This window comes from Aminobacter sp. UC22_36, assembly GCF_044056035.1.
Classification (GTDB): domain Bacteria; phylum Pseudomonadota; class Alphaproteobacteria; order Rhizobiales; family Rhizobiaceae; genus Aminobacter.
Genome location: NZ_CP171996.1, coordinates 1477469 through 1497655 on the forward strand (window position 1 = coordinate 1477469; position 20187 = coordinate 1497655).

Here is a 20187-nt window from a genome sequence, read left to right on the forward strand (position 1 = left end):
GCGCCCGGAAAAGCTATCGCTAGGCTACCCAAGGTCAGTCGCCCGAATCGAGGGCGGTTGGGGCACAGGAAATGCTGATGACGCTTCACGACGTCGCTCTCGATGACAAGTTCGATCTGGGCAAGGAGCGGATCTTCCTCTCCGGCGCCCAGGCCGTCATCCGCATGCTGTTGATGCAGCGCGAGCGCGACCGGCTTGCCGGCCTGAATACGGCGGGCTTCGTCTCTGGCTATCGCGGCTCGCCGCTCGGCGGTCTCGACCTGCAGCTGTGGAAAGCCAAGACGCAGCTGGCGCAATCCAGCATCGTCTTCCAGCCCGGCCTCAACGAGGAGCTGGCCGCCACCGCCTGCTGGGGTTCGCAACAGGCCGAGCTGATGGGCGAAGGCAAGCACGACGGCGTGTTTTCGGTCTGGTACGGCAAGGGCCCCGGCGTCGATCGCTCCGGCGATGTCTTCCGCCATGCCAACCTTGCCGGCTCGTCGAAGAAGGGTGGCGTGCTGGCGCTGATGGGCGACGACCATACCGCTGAATCCTCGACCAATGCGCATGCCACCGAGTTCCTGTTCGTCGACACGATGATCCCGATCCTCAATCCGGGCGGGGTGCAGGAACTGATCGACTACGGCCTGTACGGTTTTGCCCTGTCGCGCTTCGCCGGCACTTGGGCGGCGATCAAATGCGTCAAGGACAACATCGAATCGACAGCGTCCGTCGACGCCTCGCTCGGCCGGCTCAACATCGTCATCCCCGAATTCGACATGCCACCAGGCGGGCTCAACATCCGCCACGAACTCGATCAGCTCGGCCAGGAAGCGCGGCTGCATGAATACAAGCGCGCCGCTGCTTCTGCCTTCATCCGCGCCAACAACATCAACCGCATCGTCTATTCCGGCGGCCGCAAGCCAAAGATCGGCATCATCACCGTCGGCAAGAGTTTCCTCGACGTGCGCCAGGCGCTCGACGATCTCGGCATCGACGAACAACGCGCCAACCAGCTCGGCATCCGCCTGTTCAAGGTCGGCTGCCCGTGGCCGCTCGACATCGAGCACATCAGGGACTTTGCCCGCGACCTCGAGATGATCGTCGTTGTCGAAGAAAAGCGCTCGCTGCTCGAGGTGCAGGTGCGCGAGGAGCTTTACGGAACAGCGATGCAGCCGAAGGTCGTCGGCAAGAAGGACGAGCGCGGCGACTGGCTGTTCCCGGCCAAGGGCGCGCTCGACCCCAACGACATCGCCATCGCCATCGGCGAGCGCGTGCTCAAGGTCATCGGCCCGTCGGAGGAGATCGCCGCCCGTGTCAGCCGGTTGCGCCAATATCAGGCGATGCTGGCCGATACCAAGGACGTGGCCTCGCGCACGCCGTTCTTCTGCTCCGGCTGCCCGCACAATTCCTCGACCAAGGTGCCGGAGGGCTCGATCGCCGGTGCCGGCATCGGCTGCCACTTCATGTCCTTGTGGATGGACCGCAGCACCGTTGGCTTCACCGCCATGGGCGGCGAGGGCGCCCAATGGGTCGGACAGGCGCCGTTCACCACGCGCGAGCACATCTTCCAGAATCTCGGCGACGGCACCTACAACCACTCAGGCACGCTGGCGCTGCGCTTCGCGCTCGCCTCCGACGCCAACATTACCTACAAGATTCTCTACAACGACGCGGTTGCGATGACCGGCGGCCAGCCGCACGAGGGCAGCCTGACCGTCGACATGATCGCCCGCCAGGTCCGGGCGGAAGGTGTCGAGCGCATTGCCGTCGTCACCGACGAGCCGGACAAATATGGCAGTCGTACGCAGTTTCCCTTGGGCACGACGTTCCATCACCGCGACGATCTCGACCTCGTCCAGCGCGAGCTGCGCGACATCAAGGGCGTCACCGTCCTGCTCTACGACCAGACCTGTGCTGCCGAAAAACGCCGCCGTCGCAAGCGTGGCACCTTCCCCGATCCCGACAAGCGCGTCTTCATCAACGAGCTCGTCTGCGAGGGCTGCGGCGACTGTGGCGTCAAATCGAACTGCGTTTCGATCCAGCCGGTCGAAACCGAATTTGGCCGCAAGCGCAAGATCGACCAGTCGAGCTGCAACAAGGACTTTTCCTGCGTCAACGGCTTCTGCCCGTCCTTCGTGACGGTGCATGGCGCCAAGATCCGCAAGGCCGAGGGCATTGCCGGCACCAGCGACGCGTTGCAGGGCGTGCCGGAGCCAAGGCAATTCCCGCTCGACCACGATGGCTGGGCCGCGATCATCGATGGCGTTGGCGGCACCGGTGTCGTCACCGTCGGTGCGGTGCTCGGCATGGCCGCCCATCTCGAAGGCAAGGGCTGCGGCATGATCGACATGGCCGGCCTCGCCCAGAAGGGCGGCTCGGTGTTCACCCATGTCCGCATCGCCCGTTCGCCTGACGACATCAACGCCATCCGCGTCTCGGCGGGAAAGGCCGACCTGATCCTTGGCTGCGACCTTGTCGTGTCGGGCGCCAAGAAGGTGCTGGCGGCGGTGCGCGAGAACCACACCATCTTCGTTGCCAACACCGCCGAGATCATGCCTGGCGAGTTCACCCGTTCGGCGGATTTTTCGCTGCCGACTGAGCGGCTGAAAAAGACCATCCGCGAGGCGGCGGGCGAGGCGAACGCGCATTTCTTCGATGCGACCCGCACAGCGTCAGCCTTGTTTGGCAATTCGCTCGGCGCCAACATGTTCATGCTCGGTTTTGCCTTCCAGCATGGCGGCCTGCCACTGTCGGCCGAGGCGGTCGAAAAAGCGATTGCGCTCAATGGCGAGGCTGTGGCGATGAATATCGCTGCCTTCCGCTGGGGCCGCCGGGCTGCGCATGAGCCGGATTTCGTCCGTGTCATGATTGGTCGGACCAGCCGCGGCGACGAGCCTGCTCTGGCTGAGACGCTGGACGAGATGATCGCCCGCCGCGCCGCGTTTCTGAAAGCCTACCAGAACGCCGCCTATGCCGAGCGTTACATCGGCCGCATCGCCTCGATCCGGGCCGCTGAGCAAAAGGCGAAGCCGGGCTCGACTGACGTCACCGAAGCCTCAGCGCGCTCTTTGTTCAAGCTGATGGCGATCAAGGACGAATATGAGGTCGCACGGCTTTACACCGACGGCTCGTTCCAGCGCGAACTTGAAAAGCAGTTCCAAGGCTACGACCGGCTGGAGTTTCATCTCGCGCCGCCGATCCTCGGTCGCAAGGGTGGGGATGGTACGCCGCGCAAGTCGAGCTTCGGCCCTTGGATGATGAAGGGCTTCAAGCTGCTTGCGGCGATGAAGGGCCTGCGCGGCGGGGCCCTCGACGTCTTCGGCTACACCGCCGAGCGCCGCATGGAGCGCCAGTTGCTCGACCGCTACGAGGCCGATCTCGAGCTGATCCGTGGCGCATTGACGAGCGACAACATCGAAGCGGCGGCAGCGCTGGCATCGGTGCCTCAGCTGATCCGCGGCTATGGTCACGTCAAGCACGCGAGCGTCGACAAGGCTTCGGGGGAACGGCAGCGCCTGGTAAAGAGAATGAACATCGTGCCTGCCGGTCAAGCACTCCAGGCTGCCGAATAGCTGATACGACTTGTTTACCTGAACCTAAATTAGAAGTTGTGGCGGGCGATTGTGTCGCCTGCTGTCAACATAAGAGCGCGCTTTCTAAGCCTTTCTTAAGGTGGATGTGGCAGTCCTTGGCCTCCTAGGCAGGCCTCGGATGCGCAGAAGAAACAACGAGATACCGGTCGACGTCTATATTCCCTTCGTGGAAACGCTTTTCCGCGATGGCTCGACGTTGGCTGTCGGCATCATCGCGCAGACGTTTCTGATCGGCGTTGTCTGGTGGAAGACCGCCCATCCGCTCTATCTGGTCGTTGCGATCTGCATGCTGCTGGTTGGCACGCTGCGCATGCGAAATTTCAGCAAATACAATAACATGCCGTCGGCCTCGACGTGGGAGGAAGCGCACCAGCGCGAGAACGACTACATCCTCTATGGCACGTTGCATGGCGCCGCCTTGGGTGCGTTCTGCCTCGCCGGCATCTACTTCGCACATGATCCGTTCGCCGAGATCGCGGCGGTTTGCGTCACATTGGCATCGGCAACGTCGATTGCCGGGCGCAACTATGGGTCGCCGCGCATGGTGATGATCTTCATCATCACCACAACATGGCCGATTTCCCTCGGCTTCCTGCTGCGCGGCGATTTCTATCATGTCTTTCTCGGCCTGTTGTCGGCGCCATTCCTGTTTGCGATCCGCAAATTCGCCGACACAGTGCGCGATGTTCTGTTCACTGCGGTGTCGGAAGAAAAGAAGGCCAACCGTCTCGCCCAGCGCTTCAATCGCGCGCTCAACACCATGTCGCATGGTCTGGTCATGCTCGGGCCTGACGGGCGCGTAGCGGTCGCCAATGCGGAAGCCGCGCATCTGATGTCGGTCAAGTCACCCGAAGCACTGCTCGGCCGCTCGATCCACGGCCTGTTGATGCGTGGTGTCGCCGGCGGCCAGCTGGCGCTCAAGGACTGCCGCTACATCGAGGCACAACTGACCCGCGCGCTGCGCGAGGGCAGGGACCGCAAGGTCCTGGTTTCGCTTGCCAACGGTCAGTGCCTGGAGTTTTCGGCACGTGAAGGCAGCCAGGAGCTTGGCGTCATCACCTTCGAGGACGTCACGGCCCGTGTCGCGGCCGAGGAAAAGATCCGCTTCATGGCACGCTATGACAGCCTGACCGGGCTGCCCAATCGCGCCTATTTCCATGAAACGGTTGCCGAGTGCATCCATTCGGGTGAACGCGACCGGCTTTGCGCACTTGCCGTGCTCGATCTCGACGACTTCAAGAGCGTCAATGACACGCTCGGCCACCCGGTCGGCGACGGGCTCATCTATGCGGTCGCCGAACGTCTGGCGGTGTTTGCCAGTGACACGGTCAAGATCAGTCGCTTTGGCGGCGATGAGTTCATGATCTATTTCGACAATGTCGACGACGAGAGCCACCTCAGGGTGATGCTTGAGCGCATCTTCGCCGACATGCAAGGCGATGTCGACGTCGCCGGCCATGTGCTGCGTATCCAGGCAAGCGGCGGCGCGGTGCTGGGGCGAGCCCGTGAATCCGATGTCGACACGATGATCGTCAAGGCCGACCTGGCGCTCTACAAGGCCAAGGAGTCGGGCAAGAACAGCTGGCATCTGTTCGAGGCGGTGATGGATGCTGCCTTCCGCAATCGCCAGCTGATGAAGGCCGATCTGCGCAATGCGGTGGAGGCGCGTGCCTTGCGCGTCGTCTACCAGCCGATCGTTTCGATGAGCACGATGCGCATTGCCAGCTGCGAGGCGCTGTGCCGCTGGGACCATCCCGAACTTGGCCCGGTCTCGCCTGCGACCTTCATCCCGCTCGCCGAAGAGATGGGCATCATTTCCGACATCAGCACCTTCGTGCTGCAGGCCGCTTGTGCCGAATGCGCCAAATGGCCGGCGCAGATCTGCGTGTCGGTCAATCTTTCGGCCAAGGACTTCCGCAATCGTGATGTCATCGACAAGGTCAGGGATGCACTTGCGGCATCGGGCCTTGCGCCGCATCGCCTCGAGATCGAGGTCACCGAAACAGCGCTGCTTGACGACAAGTCGCTGACGCGCAGCTACATCGAGGAACTCAAGTCGATCGGCGTGCACATCGCGCTCGACGATTTCGGCACCGGTTATTCGAGCTTGAGCTATCTGCACAAGCTGCCGCTCGACAAGGTCAAGATCGACCGCAGCTTCCTCGCCGACGTGGCGCAGAACCCGCGCTCGCTGCAACTGCTCAAGGGTATCGTCGACCTGTCGCGCCCGCTTGGGCTGACAGTGACGGTGGAGGGCGTCGAGACCTTCGAACAGCTCAAGATCCTGGCCGTCGAGGTTCATCCCGATCTGGTCCAGGGCTTCCTGTTTGGTTCGGCGCTGTCGTCTTCGGGCATCGAAACCATGTCGAATACCGTGTGGCCGTTTGTCGAAGATATCCGCTCTGCCAGGTTGGCCGTTCGCCGCTAGCAGGTATCAGCAAATGCTGTTTGGATGTTTCGGCGCCACTTCAAGTCATTAACCTTAACAATAGGTAAACGCTAAGTTTCGCATTTTTAGGTTTTGAAGTTGTCCATGCTGCCGTAGTGTCTCCGATCAGGCGGGCTACGGGGAATATGATGGACCTTCGCGTAAATGCGTATCGTGAACAGTCGAGTGACCAGGGAAGTGCGCCGACAGAGGAAATGTCGAGCTTCGCCCGCCACGTCTATGCGCTGTTGGAACGAACTGAGTACCGGCGATGTGAGTCGGGCGAAGACTTCGAAAACATCTACAGGCTTCGCTACAACTCATACCGGATGAATTCGCTGGTGCCTGAAAGTGCATCCCGGATGGTGCATGATCACTTCGACGAGCTTCCCAACTGTCATACCTTCGGCATCTATGTCGACGACAGGCTGGTCAGTACGCTTCGTCTGCATAATGTCTCGGCCGAGATGCCGATGTCGCCCGCACTCAGCGTCTATCAGGATTTGCTGACGCCGCGTTTGGCCGCTGGCGAAGTCTTCATCGATCCCAGCCGATTTGCTGTCGATGTCGAATGGTCGCGCGTCTACCCGCCGATCCCCTACATCACCCTGCGCCTGGCTGGCATGGCGTGTTTTCACTTCAACGCGCCTTTCTGCATATCGATGATCCGCGAGGATCATGCGGCGTTCTACAAGCGCATCTATCGTGCCCGAGCGATTGGAGACGCCCGGCCTTATGGCGGCGTCATCAACTGTTTTGCATTGCTCTACCAGGCAGATGTGCTTGCGATCAAAAACGAGACATATGCGCGCTTCCCGTTCTTCAAGTCGACGCCGATGGAGCAGCGGCTGATGTTCGGCAAGCCGCCGAAGGGCGAGCTCGCACCGCTGACGATCCTGCCAACGGCAAAATACTATCGCGAAGCCGCCTGAGCTTCGCGTAAGGTCGGCGGCGCTGTAATCCGGACCCTGCGGAAACAATGACGACGCCTGTGACCAAGTACCTTTTGCGGGCAGCATTGCTGCTCGGGCTGATCTTGCCCGCGCCCGCGCGCGCCGAAGACACCATCGCCATCGCCAACATGACGTTCCGCACCGGCCCGTTCGCTGCTGCCGGCACGCCGCTGATGGATGGCCAGCGCGACTACATGCTGATGCTCAACGAGCGCGACGGCGGCATCAACGGCATCAGGCTGAACTACGACGAGTGCGAGACCGGCTTCAGCGTCGACAAGGCTGTCGAATGCTACGACAGGGCCAGGGCATCGAGCCTCGTCACCCAGCCCTGGTCGCCCGCCATCACCCTTGAACTGCTACCGAAGGCCGGTGTCGACAAGGTCCCGATCCTGGCGTCGGGCTACGGCTTTTCGGCGATGGCCGACGGCAAGCGCTTCCCATGGGCCTTCAACCCGCCCGTCACCTATTGGGACGGCGCCTCGATGATGCTCAAGAGCATATCAGGCGGTGACCTCGACAGCCTGAGGGGCAAGAAGATCGTGCTCCTGCATCTCGACGGGGCTTATGGCGAGGAGCCGATCCCGCTGCTCCAGGCCTATGCCGACAGCTTCGACTTCACGCTTGTGCCCGTGCCGGTCGCGGCAAAGGAGATGCAGAACCAGTCGGCGCAGTGGGCGAAGATCAGAAACGAGCGCCCGGACTTCGTGCTGCTGTGGGGCTGGGGGGCGATGAACGCCGGTGCTCTCGCCGAGGCGGTGAAATCAGGCTTTGCGATGGACCGGCTCGTCGGCATCTGGTGGTCGGCCCTCGACGACGATCTCAAGCTGGCCGGCGAAGCCGCCAAGGGCTATCGCGCCCTGTCATGGAACTTGCCCGAACCGAATGCCGAGGCGATGCAGGACATCCGCAAATATGTGGTCGACGCCGGCAAGTCGCAGACGCCGGCGGAAGTGCTCGACCAGCTGTTTTACCAGCGCGGCGTACTGATCTCGATGTTCACGGCGGAGGCGATCAAGGCAGCGCAGGCGCATTTCGACACCAGGCTGATCAATGGCGAGCAGATGCGCTGGGGGCTGGAGAACCTCAAGCTCGACGACGCCAGGCTGGCATCGCTTGGCATGACCGGCATGATCGCCCCGTTCTCGACCTCCTGCGCCAGCCATGCCGGCCATGGCGGCGCCTGGATGCTGGAATGGGACGGCGCCAAGTTCGTCAAGGCATCCGGGCTATTGAGCGCCGATGCCGAGATGATCACGCCGCTGGTCGAGCTGGAGGCCGGCAAATTCGCCGAGGCGCACGCGCCTTGGCCGCTCAACGAAACATGCAAGAACTAGCGCCTTCGTCGTTGGGCGTCGTCCAGTCCTGACCTCTGTGTTGCCTTGTCAACCATTGCCCGCGATATCAGCCATCGCAATTGGCACAAACAGTTGCCATTTGATCAAATGAGCATTCACTTCCCCGTTGGGGATTGATAATCTTGTCGCAGCCACAGGGGCAATCTTTCCATTGCCCTGCGGCGCGCATTTAGGTATGTGCCCTTGAACTCGTTTTCCGGAGGGGACTCTCATGGCTGACAAAACGCCGACCGGCCCGATCGAACTTGGCGCGCAGATGGACTACGCCGAGCACGAGAAAACCTATTCGATGTTCATTATGCTGTCCAAATACGGCACGCTTGGCTGCGTAGCGCTGATGATCGCCATGGCCTTCGGGTTCTTCACCCCCGCCGGGTTCTTCTCCAGCGTCGTGCTGTTCCTGGTCCTCTGCGGCGTTGGCGGCTATCTGCTGCGCGACGTGCCGACTCATATTCGCTGACAAATTTCTGCGCGGCCGCGGGTTTCCGCGCCGGTTCGTGTTGCGGCCAATTTCCGGCCGAAGCTGAACGGGCAATCTTCGTTCGAAGAGCGTGACCAAAAGCGGCTGCAAGCAATAACCTTGCCGGCGAAGCGCCCGGCAAGGCGTGGTCCTGATAAGATTTTGGTGCGGGTGCGTCGGCGGTTTCTTCGTCACTACCCATTTTAGATTTCGTTGGTAAGGCGCCGACGCGTCTGTGTGCGTCCGGCACTTTACGTTTGGTAAGGTTCCAACCGAAAGGACGTGACGGTGGGCCAGACGATATTCATACCCAGAGAGCTTGATGCGATTGAGACCCGTGTTGGGGCTTCGCCGGACACGGTGAAACGCCTTGTCGGGCTTGGTTTCGAGGTGGTTGTCGAGACCGGGGCAGGGACCTTGTCGCGCATTCCCGACGCCGATTTTGCGGCGGTCGGTGGCCGGATCGGCAAGGCGTCGGATGCGGCCAAGGCCGATGTCGTGCTGAAAGTGCGCCGTCCCTCGGAGGCCGAGGTCAAGGGCTACAAGCCAGGTGCTGCGGTGCTCGCCACCATGGACCCTTATGGCAACGACGCTGCGGTCGCAGCGATGGCCAAGGCGGGTGTGACGGCGTTTGCCATGGAGTTCATGCCGCGCATCACCCGGGCCCAGGTGATGGACGTGTTGTCGTCGCAGGCCAATTTGGCCGGCTACCAGGCGGTCATCGACGGTGCCGCCGAATATGACCGCGCCTTGCCGATGATGATGACCGCGGCCGGCACGGTGCCGGCAGCCAAGGTGTTCATCATGGGTGTCGGCGTTGCCGGCCTGCAGGCGATCGCCACGGCACGCCGCATGGGTGCGATCGTCACCGCCACCGACGTGCGTCCGGCGGTCAAGGAACAGGTCGCCTCGCTTGGCGCCAAATTCCTCGCCGTCGAGGACGAGGAGTTCAAGGCCGCCGAAACCGCCGGCGGCTACGCCAAGGAGATGTCCAGGGAATACCAGGCCAAGCAGGCGGCATTGACCGCCGAGCACATCGCCAAGCAAGACATCGTCATCACCACCGCTTTGATCCCGGGCCGTCCGGCGCCGAAGCTGGTGTCGGCCCAGATGGTCGCTTCGATGAAGCCGGGTTCGGTGCTTGTCGATCTCGCCGTCGAGCGCGGCGGCAATGTCGAGGGCGCGCAAGCCGGCAAGGTGGTGACCACCGCCAACGGGGTCAAGATCGTCGGCCATCTCAACGTGCCGGGCCGGGTCGCGGCGTCGGCCTCGCTGCTTTATGCCAGGAACCTGTTCGCCTTCCTCGAGACCATGGTCGACAAGGCCTCCAAGCAGATCGCCATCAACCGCGACGACGAGCTGGTCAAGGCAACGATGCTGACCGACGCTGGCCGCGTGGTGCACCCCAACTTCGCCAATGCGGCTGCAGCGGCTGCCGTGGAAAAGCCCAAGCCGATCGTTGCGGGCCACAACCGCGGCGACGACCCGGCAAGCGACGGTGCCGCCAAGGCCGCGCCGAAGAAGGCCGCCAAGGCTGACAAACCGGCGGCTGCCAAATCGGAAAAACCAGCCGCTGCCAAGAAGCCGGCCGCCCAGCCGAAGAAGTCATCTCAGGGAGACGCGTGATGGAAGGTCTTCAAAAAGCCCTCGACCAGCTCGACCAGGCGGTCGCCGCCGTCCGGCTCGGCGTCCAGGATCTCGCCACCAGCCAGGGTGCTGCGGAAGCCGCCGGCAATGCCGCGCATGCGGTTACGGGTGGAGCGATCGACCCGTTCGTGTTCCGCTTCGCCATCTTCGTTCTGGCGATCTTCGTCGGTTATTACGTCGTGTGGTCGGTGACTCCGGCCCTGCACACGCCGTTGATGGCGGTGACCAACGCGATCTCTTCGGTGATCGTTGTCGGTGCGCTGCTGGCCGTCGGCATCGCCGCTTCCGGGCTTGCCACCGGCTTCGGCTTCGTTGCCCTGGTGCTCGCCTCGGTCAACATCTTCGGCGGCTTCCTCGTCACCCAGCGCATGCTGGCGATGTACAAGAAGAAGGACAAGTGACGTGACCATTAACCTCGCTTCCTTCCTCTACCTGGTCTCCGGCATCCTGTTCATCCTGGCGCTGCGCGGCCTGTCGCATCCGACCACGTCCCGCAAGGGCAATACCTACGGCATGATCGGCATGGGCATTGCCATTGTCACCACGCTGGCGCTGGCCAAGCCGTCGGTGACGGGCCTCGGCCTGATCGTGCTTGGCCTGGCCATTGGCGGTGGTGTCGGTGCGGTCACCGCACGGCGCATCGCCATGACCTCGATGCCGCAGCTGGTCGCTGCCTTCCACAGTCTCGTCGGCATGGCCGCGGTGATGGTCGCAGCAGCCGCCGTCTATGCGCCGGAAAGTTTTGGCATCGGCACCGTCGGTGCCATCCACGGCCAGGCGCTTGTCGAGATGAGCCTGGGTGTTGCCATCGGCGCCATCACCTTCACCGGCTCGGTCATCGCCTTCCTCAAGCTCGACGGCCGCATGTCGGGCAAGCCGATCATGCTGCCCGGCCGCCACGTCATCAACGCGGCCCTTGGCATCGCCCTTGTCGTGCTCATCGTCATGCTGGTGACGACCCAGTCGACGACGGTGTTCTGGCTGATCGTGGCGGTGTCCTTGGTGCTCGGCGTGCTGCTGATCGTGCCGATCGGCGGCGCCGACATGCCGGTGGTGGTGTCGATGCTCAACTCCTATTCGGGTTGGGCGGCAGCGGCTCTCGGCTTCACGCTCGGCAACCTGGCGCTGATCATCACCGGCGCTTTGGTCGGCTCCTCGGGTGCGATCTTGTCTTACATCATGTGCAAGGGCATGAACCGTTCGTTCATCTCGGTCATCCTCGGCGGCTTCGGCGGCGAGACGACTGCCGCGGTCGACGACGGCATCCAGCGCACGGTCAAGACAGGCGCCGCCGACGACGCCGCCTATCTGATGATGAACGCCCAGAAGGTCATCATCGTGCCGGGCTACGGCATGGCGGTGGCGCAGGCCCAGCATGCGCTGCGCGAGATGGTCGACAAGCTCAAGGCCAATGGCGTCGAGGTCAAATACGCCATCCATCCGGTCGCCGGCCGCATGCCCGGCCACATGAACGTGCTGCTCGCCGAGGCCAACGTGCCTTATGACGAGGTGTTCGAGCTCGAAGACATCAACTCCGAGTTCGCCCAGGCCGACGTCGCTTACGTCATCGGCGCCAACGACGTCACCAACCCGTCGGCGCGCGACGACAAGAACAGCCCGATCTACGGCATGCCGATCCTCGACGTCGACAAGGCGCGCACCTGCCTGTTCGTCAAGCGCTCGCTCGGATCGGGTTATGCCGGCATCGACAACACGCTGTTTTACAAGGACGGCACCATGATGCTGCTCGGCGATGCCAAGAAGATGACCGAAGAGATCGTCAAGGCCATGGATCACTGAGCCAAGGAGCTCAGCCAACCACCACCACGACAAACAAAAGCCCGGTGCAAACCGGGCTTTTTTGTTGCCGTGAACTGGCATACCTTGCCGTCGCTTGCTGAATAGTCTTCGCTCTTGTCAGGGGGATTTGCGAATGAACGTCAGCCCTGCGCCAAGTCGGCCATCGGCGAAAGATAATCCGCGCCAGGCCGTCGTCATCGTCCATGGCATGGGCGAGCAGCGTCCGATGGACACCATCCGTGGCTTCGTCGCCGCTGTCTGGAGTTCCGATCTCAGCCGGACCGAGGGCAGGTTTTGGGCGCGCAAGCCGAACCCTGACGGCGAGGGCGTGATCAACAAGAGCTGGGTTCACCCCGACCGGCGCGCGCGCTCATATGAGCTGCGCCGCATCACAACGCCCGACGACGTCAACAGCCGACGAACCGAATTCTACGAGCTCTACTGGTCCGACATCACCCAGGGCACCACCGTCCAGCGCCTTGTGGCTTGGGTGAAGGGCCTGCTGTTTCGGAAATGGTCGGACGTTCCCAGCGATGCGCGACGGCTCTACATCGCCGCCTGGGTGGTGACAGTGGTGATTGCTGCACTGCTGGTCGTGCCCAACCTGATCGAGTGGTTCGGGCTCGGCACATGGCTCGCGCCGGGCTGGGTCTGGAGCCTTGCCGCCGTCGTCGTCGGCTGGCTGGTAAGCCAGTTTCTGCTGCCCTATTTCGGCGACGTCGCCATCTATGTCAGGGCCGAGCCCGACACCATCGCCAAACGCACCGAAGTCAGGGAGCGGGGGCTTGCACTGTTGCGCGGGCTGAATGACGACCCCGCCTATGACCGTATCGTGGTGGTCGCCCACAGCCTCGGCACCATCGTTGCCTATGACATCCTGCAACTGCTGTGGGCCGAACGCGCGCCAAGCGGCCGCAACAACCGCACCGAGCCGGAATTGCTCAAGGCATTCCGCGCCGTCGGCAAGAAGGCGCTGCCGATCGACAGGGTGGAGCGGGCAACGGTCACGATGGACGCGGCCCAGCTGGCTGAATTTCGTGGGCTGCAGTGGCAGCTTTACCGGCAGCTGCGCAGCGCACCGTCTGATAAGCTCGACAGCTGGAAGGTCAGCGACTTCGTCACCTTTGGCAGCCCGCTCACCCATGCCGAGTTCCTGGTCACGCACAATGCCGCCGACTTCGCCAAGGCGGTCGACGAGCGCCTGCTGTCGACCTGCCCGCCGGTGGCCGAAACCGGGAAGTCAGGTATCCTCTATCCGCTGAGGTCGCCTAGATATCCGCACCATGCCGCGGTCTTCGCGGCGACGCGCTGGACCAACATCCACGACAAGGGCAATGGTTGGCTGACCGGCGACCCGATCTCCGGACCGTTGAGCGAAAATTTCGGTCCCGGCGTGCTCAACATCCAGGTCAGCCTGAACTGGGCGCTTGGCCGCATCTTCACCCATACCAACTATTGGTCGAGTGCCGCCCAAGGCTGGGAGGTTTTGCCATCGGGCGAGCGCGGCCCGCGCAGCCATCTCGATGTCCTGCGCGACGCCGTCGACCTCGGTCGCAAGGCCGACCCGCTGCCGCCAGCGCCAAGGCTTGCCGTGCGCCGGCGCAGGCCTGCCGGACCAACTGCCTAGCGCTGCGCCTCGGTTGCCATCTTCACGGCCAGCCCGGCCAGCACGGTGCCCATCAGCCAACGCTGCATCGTCACCCAGCCGGGGTTGCTGGCGAGGAAGGCCGAGATCGAGCCAGCGGAGATGGCGATGATGGCATTGACGGTGATGCTGATCGAAATCTGGATCGAGCCGAGCACGAGCAGCTGCATAAGCACGCTGCCGTCGGTCGGGTCGATGAATTGCGGCAGCAGTGAGAGGTAGAGGACCGCCACCTTGGGGTTCAAAAGATTGGTGAGAAAGCCCATGGCGAACAGCTTGCGCGGCGTGTCCGTTGGCAGCTGCCGCACCTGGAAGGGTGAGCGTCCACCCGGGCGCAGGGCCTGCCAGGCGAGCCACAGCAGATACGCGGCACCGGCGAAACGTATGGCGTCATAGGCGTAGGGCACGGCGAGCACGAGTGCCGTGATGCCGAAGGCCGCGCAAAGCATGTAGACGACGAAGCCGAGAGCCACCCCGCCGAGCGAGATCAGGCCGGCCTTGGGACCCTGGCTGAGCGAACGCGACACCAGGTAAATCATGTTGGGACCGGGCGTCAGCACCATGCCGAGCGCGATCGCCGCGAAGGCAATGAGATTTGCTGTCTCGGGCATGCTGTTCCCCTCGCCGTGCGATGATATCGAGGGGAACTTCTATCGCCTCCGTGGAGGCTGTGACAGGGGCAGGTCGGAGCAAGCCATTGCGGCAGCCCCGACCGCCAGCATGTTTACTTGAGTGGCGCCGTCAACTGCAGCGCGCCGATCGCTACAGCGGCGTTGAGGCCGGTCTGGTTGGTCAAACTGACAGGTTGCAGGGCGATCGAGCGGCTTGATCCGCCAACCAGCACGTTGGCGCCAAGGCCGACGGCGACCGTCGCTTCAGCCGTTGCGCCGAGATAGTTGCCGGCGAGCCCGCCCGGATCATAGACGTCGCGGCTCGGCGCCAGCACCAGCCATTCCAGCGCGCCGCCGGTCGTGGTGCCGATGTCGACGCCATATTTGTTGATGCGGCCGGAGTAGATCTCCTGGGCGCGGTTGCCGAAGGCCGGCGTGAAGGTGCACTGCATGTCCTTGCTCGAGCCGATGACGAAGCCGGTGCCGCCGTTGACGATGCAGCTGAGCATGCCGAGCTTGGCGCCGAACTGCGCGTGGGCAGGTGCCGCAAACGGCACGAGGGCAAGGGCGAGGATGGCAAGCTTTTTCATAGGAGAATCCTTTCAGGCATGAAGCGATATCAACCGCATAGCCGCTGAAAGGTTCCCGTTGGGAGCGGGTGCGGCTAGGCGATCTCACGCAATTGCCGGCGAATCGCGTCGGCAAAACGCATGACGCGCTCGGGCTGAGGCTTTTCTGCGGCGTAAAAGGACAGCATGGCAAAGCTGGCCTTCGGCGCGCAGGCCTTGAACAAACCCCACTTCAGGATACGGCGCACAGGCCGGCGCATGACCAGCCGGTCGACCCACCACGGGCTGCCGAGCGTGGTGATTGCCACGGCATGGCGGAGCTTGCCAAGCAGGGGCCTGATCGGGCCGAAGTCGCTGCCGTGGTCGAAGGCGATGCCGGGGGCGAAGACCCGGTCGACCCAGCCCTTCAGCATTGCCGGCAGGCCGAACCACCAGGTCGGAAATACCAGCACCAGCATTTCGGCGTCGCGCAACGCCTGGGCGTGCGCTTCAAGGGCGCTGTCGTCGAAGCGCTCGCCATAATAGGAGCCGCGCTCGGCGGGGGTGAGGCGCGGGTCGAAGCCGCTGGCATGGAGGTCAAGCAGCGTGACGGTGTGGCCGGCGCCGGTGAGTGCGGCGACTGCCGTGTCGGCGAAATGCCGGTTCAGGCTTTCGGGCAGCGGATGCGACAGGACGACGAGGCAGTTCACGGCAATGCCTCGCCGGGAAAGATCAGGCGCCGCGCGTGCGGGCGAGGCCGTCGACCGCCGGCTTGTAGTTGGGGTCGAGCCGGACCGCCTCGGAATAAGCCTTGGCGGCCTTGGCCTTGTCGCCACGGCGCTCATAGATCAGCGCCTGGTTGGCCCAGCTCTCGGCGATCTTGCCGTCGAGCTTGATTGCCATGTTGAAGTCGGCGAAGGCGTTTTCCTCGTCATTGGTGGCGAGGTAGGACAGGCCACGGCCGTTATAGGGCTCGGCGGCATCGGGAGAGAGCGAAATCGCCTTGGAGAAATCCTCGATGGCAAAGGCGTGCTGGCCCTGGCTCTGATAGATCAGGCCGCGATTGTGGTAGGCGCGCGGGTCGGTGGTGTCGAGCTCGATCGCCTTCTGGAAGTCGGCGAAGGCGTCCTGGGTACGGCCCGCCTTGCGGTAGAGATTGCCGCGGCCGATATAGGCGGCGTCGTAGGACGCATTGAGCTGGATGGCCTTGTTGTAGTCGGCCAGGGCTGCCGCCTGATCGCCCATGAAGCGGTGGATCAGCGCCCGGTTCGAATAAGCCTGGTGGAAATTCGGGTTGAGCTGCAGCGCCCGGTCGAAGTCCTGCAGGGCCTCGCGATATTTGCCACCGCGGCCATAGGCCGAGCCGCGGACATTGTAGGCTTCGGGATCGTTGGGATTGCTCGCGATGACGGCGCTTAGCGACGAGATGTTCTCGCTCGAGCCTTGCATGGTGTCGATGCGCGTCAGCTCGCCCGCCGGGCCGCCAGACTGGCAGCCGGCAACGGCCATGGCGACCAGCACGAGAGCTGTCATGGCGCCGCCGCGCAGCAGGGAGTTGCGGTTGCTCATGACTGCATTCATCGCTGCGTGTCCCTCGCTTGCGCCTCTATGAATTGAGCGCCGCGTCCGGAGCAATCCGGACAAAACAAAAAGGTGGCGGCGATTTTTGGTCGCCCCACCTTGTCGTTATCCTTCGAAAAGGACCAAAGATTGGCAGATCAACGTGCCGGACGTGCGCCAGCACCTGCACCAGCAGCAGCTGCCGGGCGCGGCGTGCTGGGCAGCAGGCCTTCGCGCTGAGCGCGCTTGCGGGCCAGCTTGCGGGCGCGGCGAACGGCTTCAGCCTTTTCGCGAGCACGCTTTTCCGAAGGCTTCTCGTAGTGACCGCGCATCTTCATTTCACGGAAGATGCCTTCGCGCTGCATTTTCTTCTTCAGCGCGCGAAGCGCCTGGTCAACATTGTTATCGCGGACGAGTACCTGCACGTGTGATCCTGTCTTTCGGGTTCGAAATCCTAAGGCTAGCGGCAATAGCCACGATGCCTCCGCGATGGGTTGCACCGCGAATTGTGGGCGGCTGATAGCAGAATCAGGTCCGCTTGTCCACCACAAAGGCCGCATTTCCTGCGCTCTGTGCGAAAGGCGATCGCGGGCCGTGCCCACTTCCACCGCAATCCAAGCTGACCAAGCCTCTCCCACTTTCGAATCCCATATGCAAGGTTTTCATGCGTTCACTGGTTTTCGCCCTGGCGCTCGCCGCAGCCATCCCGCAGGCCCATGCCGCCGATCTCATCGGCTTCTGGGACAAGCCGCAGCATGGCGGCAACAGCTTCAACCCGCTGCCGCCAGACCAGGCCTATTTCGACGCCCTGCGTGGCTATGGTGAGCCGATCGCCAAGCGCCTGTCGGCTGGCAAGTAAGCGTCTTTTGGCGCAATTCCCAAGGGAAAACCGCGGCACAGTTTTCCTGGAATGGCGCTAGGCCAGGAACCTCAGCCCGTTGACGACCTTGTCAATGAGCTTGCGTTCGCCATGCAGACCGAGCCCGACAATGTCGAGCTCGGCGGCTGGCGTCGCCGCCACCGAGGCGCGGTTGTCGGCGTCGTTGCTGGTCGCAAACAGCGGCCGCGTGTAGATCGAAAACGCCATCCCACGCGAGCGCGCTCGCTCATAGGTGCGCCTGATTGTCAGGGCATCGGCGCCATAGACGAATACCGGCTCGCGGATCATCGCGAGATAAAAGTTGTCGTCATTGTCGCGATAGGGCTCGCCGGCCATATCAGGATAGCCGTGCATCAGCCCGCCGGTCAGGAAGGCCGATATGTTGACCTTCAGCCAGGCGGCGAGATCGTCGATGAGGATGAGGGCGGTCTTTGTCGGGTACATCATGCCGCGAGGCTAGCCCCCGCTTCCGACAGGGTCTTGAACGTTTGTGCAAGGGCCCCGACATTGCAGCCCTAGGCACCGCGGACCTGCTTGATGACTGAAGACTTCATCGCCACCGACGAACCGGCCCAGGGTCTGCAGCGCCTCGTCGCGCGCTTCGGCGGCCATGCCTACGACCCGCACCGGCACGAAACCTACGCCGTCGGCCACACGCTGTCGGGGGCGCAGGCCTTCCGCTATCGCGGCAGCGACAGGGTCAGCATTCAGGACGAATGCATGGTGCTGCATCCCGACGAGGTCCATGACGGCCATGCCGGCGCGCCCGAAGGCTTCACCTACCGCATGCTCTACATCGAGCCGTGGCTGATCTGCCGTGCGCTCGGCCGCGACCGCCTGCTGCCCTTCGTGCCGGGCGTCGTCGAGCGTGATGCCGAACTGGCCGCGCTGATCGACGAGGCCTTCGCCGATTTCCCCAATGCCATGGAGCCGCTGCAGGTCGACGCATTACTCTCGGGCGTCGCCGAGCATCTCGCCCGGCGCAGCGACGATGTGAAGCCGCAGCGCGCGGCACCGCTTGCTCTGGACAAGGTGGCAGCAGCGCGCTCGTTCCTGGTCGAAGAGTTCGACCGGCCGATCGTGTCAGGCGACCTCGAACGCGTTACGGGACTCGACCGCTTCGAGCTGGCACGGGCCTTCCGCCGTCTTGTTGGCACCTCGCCGCACCGTTATCTTCTGGGTCGCAGGCTTGCCGCCGCCCGCGCCCGCATGGCTGCGGGCGAGGGGCTGGCCGAGGCTGCGGCTGCCTCGGGTTTCGCCGACCAGAGCCACATGACGCGTCATTTCCGCGCCCGCTACGGCATCACGCCGGGGCGCTTCGCGGCCTTGGCGGGTGCCATCAGGGACTGACAACTGGACCGTACAGTACCGCAGCGTGCACCATGAAAGCCGCGGCCTCCGGGTCTATGTCAGCCTGTCCCTTGAAATGCGCCCGGAGTTTTTGCCGTGACCGATACCGCCATACCCGCCCGATCGTCGTCCGCCGATGGCACGGTGCTGGCAATTCTTCTCGCGGTCAGCTTCAGCCATTTCCTCAACGACGTCATGCAGTCGCTGATCTCGTCGCTCTACCCGATGCTGAAGAACGACTACAAGCTCGACTTCTGGCAGATCGGCTTGCTGACCACGACCTTCCAGGTAACCGCGTCGCTGCTGCAGCCGGTCATCGGCATGTACACCGACAAGAAGCCGCTGCCGTTCTCGCTGCCGGTCGGCATGTGCCTGACGCTGATTGGCCTTTTGACGCTGGCCTTCGCCCACAGCTACGAAATGCTGCTCGTAGGCTCGGCCTTTGTCGGCCTCGGCTCGGCGATCTTCCATCCCGAATCCTCGCGCGTCGCGCGCCTCGCTTCCGGCGGCCGTTTCGGTCTTGCCCAGTCGCTTTTCCAGGTCGGCGGCAATTTCGGTTCAGCACTCGGCCCGCTGCTTGCCGCCTTCATCGTCGTGCCATTGGGGCAGGGCGGCATCGCCTGGTTCTCGATCGCCGCCATGGTCGGCATCGTCGTTCTGATCCGCGTCAGCGTCTGGTACAGTCGCCACATCGTCAGCGCCGCCAAGCGCGCGACACCAACGCTGTTCAACCCGCTGCCGCGCAACAAGGTCATCTCGGCGCTGGTCGTGCTCGCCATCCTGGTCTGCTCCAAGCAGGCCTATACGGCCAGCCTGTCGAGCTACTACACCTTCTATGTCATCGAGCGCTTCGGCGTGTCGGTGCAGGAATCGCAGTATCTGCTGTTCCTGTTCCTCGGCGCGGCAGCACTCGGCACCTTCCTCGGCGGCCCGATCGGCGACCGCTTCGGCGCCAAGACGGTGATCTGGTTCTCGATCCTCGGCGTGCTGCCGTTCACCATCATGCTGCCTTATGCCGACCTGTTCTGGACCAAGGTGCTGACCGTGCTCATCGGCCTGATCCTGGCCTCGGCCTTCTCGGCCATCGTCGTCTTCGCGCAGGAATTGGTGCCGGGCCGCGTCGGCCTCATCGCCGGCATCTTTTTCGGCTTCGCCTTCGGCATTGGCGGCATTGCTGCCGCCGTGCTCGGCGTGGTGGCCGATGCGCGCGGCATCGAATATGTCTTCAAGCTCTGCTCGTTCCTGCCGATGCTCGGCCTTTTGACGGTCTTCCTGCCCAACATGAAGGCCGCGCGTCTCGGCGCGGCCTGACACCGATCGCGTCAGGAGCATGATCCCGAGCCGGCGGCCCGCGCAGCGGGGACCGGCCTTC

Annotated in this window: 18 protein-coding genes; 12 read left to right on the top strand and 6 right to left on the bottom strand. The window is 63.3% G+C overall.

Annotated features, from left to right (window positions below; translation table 11 throughout):
* The first annotated feature begins 77 nt into the window (after positions 1-77).
* The 9 genes from ACHMW7_RS10430 (at position 78) to ACHMW7_RS10470 (ending at position 13848) form a co-directional block, all read left to right on the top strand.
* Positions 78-3554: an indolepyruvate ferredoxin oxidoreductase family protein gene (locus ACHMW7_RS10430; protein WP_395450173.1), complete on the top strand. Its 3477-nt coding sequence runs from the start codon at positions 78-80 to the stop codon at positions 3552-3554.
* A 139-nt stretch (positions 3555-3693) separates the two neighbouring features.
* On the top strand, positions 3694-6003 hold the full coding sequence (locus ACHMW7_RS10435; RefSeq protein WP_395450174.1) for a putative bifunctional diguanylate cyclase/phosphodiesterase: 2310 nt from the start codon (positions 3694-3696) through the stop codon (positions 6001-6003).
* A gap of 149 nt (positions 6004-6152) precedes the next feature.
* Positions 6153-6935 carry an N-acyl amino acid synthase FeeM domain-containing protein gene (locus ACHMW7_RS10440; protein ID WP_395450175.1) on the top strand — a complete coding sequence of 261 codons (783 nt, stop codon included), beginning with the start codon at positions 6153-6155 and terminating at the stop codon, positions 6933-6935.
* Positions 6936-6982: 47 nt separating this feature from the next.
* On the top strand, positions 6983-8293 hold the full coding sequence (locus ACHMW7_RS10445; RefSeq protein ID WP_395450176.1) for an ABC transporter substrate-binding protein: 1311 nt from the start codon (positions 6983-6985) through the stop codon (positions 8291-8293).
* A 232-nt stretch (positions 8294-8525) separates the two neighbouring features.
* Complete coding sequence (locus ACHMW7_RS10450) at positions 8526-8774, top strand: aa3-type cytochrome c oxidase subunit IV (RefSeq protein ID WP_395450177.1); 249 nt, start codon at positions 8526-8528, stop codon at positions 8772-8774.
* A 288-nt stretch (positions 8775-9062) separates the two neighbouring features.
* Positions 9063-10400, top strand: a complete 1338-nt coding sequence (locus ACHMW7_RS10455; protein WP_395450178.1) for a Re/Si-specific NAD(P)(+) transhydrogenase subunit alpha — start codon at positions 9063-9065, stop codon at positions 10398-10400.
* On the top strand, positions 10400-10822 hold the full coding sequence (locus ACHMW7_RS10460) for an NAD(P) transhydrogenase subunit alpha (RefSeq protein WP_395446645.1): 423 nt from the start codon (positions 10400-10402) through the stop codon (positions 10820-10822). Before ACHMW7_RS10455 ends, ACHMW7_RS10460 begins: the two co-directional genes overlap by 1 nt.
* 1 nt (position 10823) lies before the next feature.
* Positions 10824-12221, top strand: a complete 1398-nt coding sequence (locus ACHMW7_RS10465; protein WP_395446644.1) for an NAD(P)(+) transhydrogenase (Re/Si-specific) subunit beta — start codon at positions 10824-10826, stop codon at positions 12219-12221.
* Positions 12222-12354: 133 nt separating this feature from the next.
* Entirely contained in the window at positions 12355-13848 is a 1494-nt protein-coding gene (locus ACHMW7_RS10470) for a hypothetical protein (RefSeq protein WP_395450179.1), read from the top strand.
* Here the strand turns inward: ACHMW7_RS10470 and ACHMW7_RS10475 are convergent.
* The 5 genes from ACHMW7_RS10475 to rpsU all read right to left on the bottom strand — a co-directional run bounded on the left by ACHMW7_RS10475 (position 13845) and on the right by rpsU (position 17010).
* Entirely contained in the window at positions 13845-14477 is a 633-nt protein-coding gene (locus ACHMW7_RS10475) for a LysE family translocator (RefSeq protein WP_395450180.1), read from the bottom strand. The two genes, ACHMW7_RS10470 and ACHMW7_RS10475, sit on opposite strands and share 4 nt — an antisense overlap.
* 113 nt (positions 14478-14590) lie before the next feature.
* Positions 14591-15067 carry a DUF992 domain-containing protein gene (locus ACHMW7_RS10480; protein ID WP_395450181.1) on the bottom strand — a complete coding sequence of 159 codons (477 nt, stop codon included), beginning with the start codon at positions 15065-15067 and terminating at the stop codon, positions 14591-14593.
* 74 nt (positions 15068-15141) lie between these two features.
* Positions 15142-15735 (bottom strand): NAD(P)H-dependent oxidoreductase, encoded by a 594-nt coding sequence (locus tag ACHMW7_RS10485; protein WP_395450182.1) that lies wholly within the window; start codon positions 15733-15735, stop codon positions 15142-15144.
* A 22-nt stretch (positions 15736-15757) separates the two neighbouring features.
* Positions 15758-16594, bottom strand: a complete 837-nt coding sequence (locus ACHMW7_RS10490; protein WP_395450183.1) for a tetratricopeptide repeat protein — start codon at positions 16592-16594, stop codon at positions 15758-15760.
* A 149-nt stretch (positions 16595-16743) separates the two neighbouring features.
* The gene (rpsU, locus tag ACHMW7_RS10495) at positions 16744-17010 is read right to left on the bottom strand and encodes a 30S ribosomal protein S21 (protein ID WP_067958156.1); all 267 of its coding nucleotides are present in this window, start codon (positions 17008-17010) and stop codon (positions 16744-16746) included.
* A gap of 239 nt (positions 17011-17249) precedes the next feature.
* Here rpsU and ACHMW7_RS10500 point away from each other — a divergent pair, with 239 nt between their 5' ends.
* A complete protein-coding gene (locus ACHMW7_RS10500) occupies positions 17250-17444 on the top strand; it encodes a hypothetical protein (RefSeq protein ID WP_395450184.1) in 195 nt (64 codons plus the stop codon).
* Between the two features lie 57 nt (positions 17445-17501).
* Here the strand turns inward: ACHMW7_RS10500 and ACHMW7_RS10505 are convergent, their stop codons facing one another.
* Positions 17502-17912 (bottom strand): DUF2000 family protein, encoded by a 411-nt coding sequence (locus tag ACHMW7_RS10505; RefSeq protein ID WP_395450185.1) that lies wholly within the window; start codon positions 17910-17912, stop codon positions 17502-17504.
* A gap of 90 nt (positions 17913-18002) precedes the next feature.
* Here ACHMW7_RS10505 and ACHMW7_RS10510 point away from each other — a divergent pair, with 90 nt between their 5' ends.
* Both ACHMW7_RS10510 and ACHMW7_RS10515 read left to right on the top strand, forming a co-directional pair.
* Positions 18003-18815 carry an AraC family transcriptional regulator gene (locus tag ACHMW7_RS10510; protein WP_395450186.1) on the top strand — a complete coding sequence of 271 codons (813 nt, stop codon included), beginning with the start codon at positions 18003-18005 and terminating at the stop codon, positions 18813-18815.
* Positions 18816-18911: 96 nt separating this feature from the next.
* Positions 18912-20126, top strand: coding sequence for an MFS transporter (locus tag ACHMW7_RS10515; protein ID WP_395450187.1), 1215 nt, complete (start codon positions 18912-18914; stop codon positions 20124-20126).
* The last annotated feature ends 61 nt before the right edge of the window (positions 20127-20187 follow it).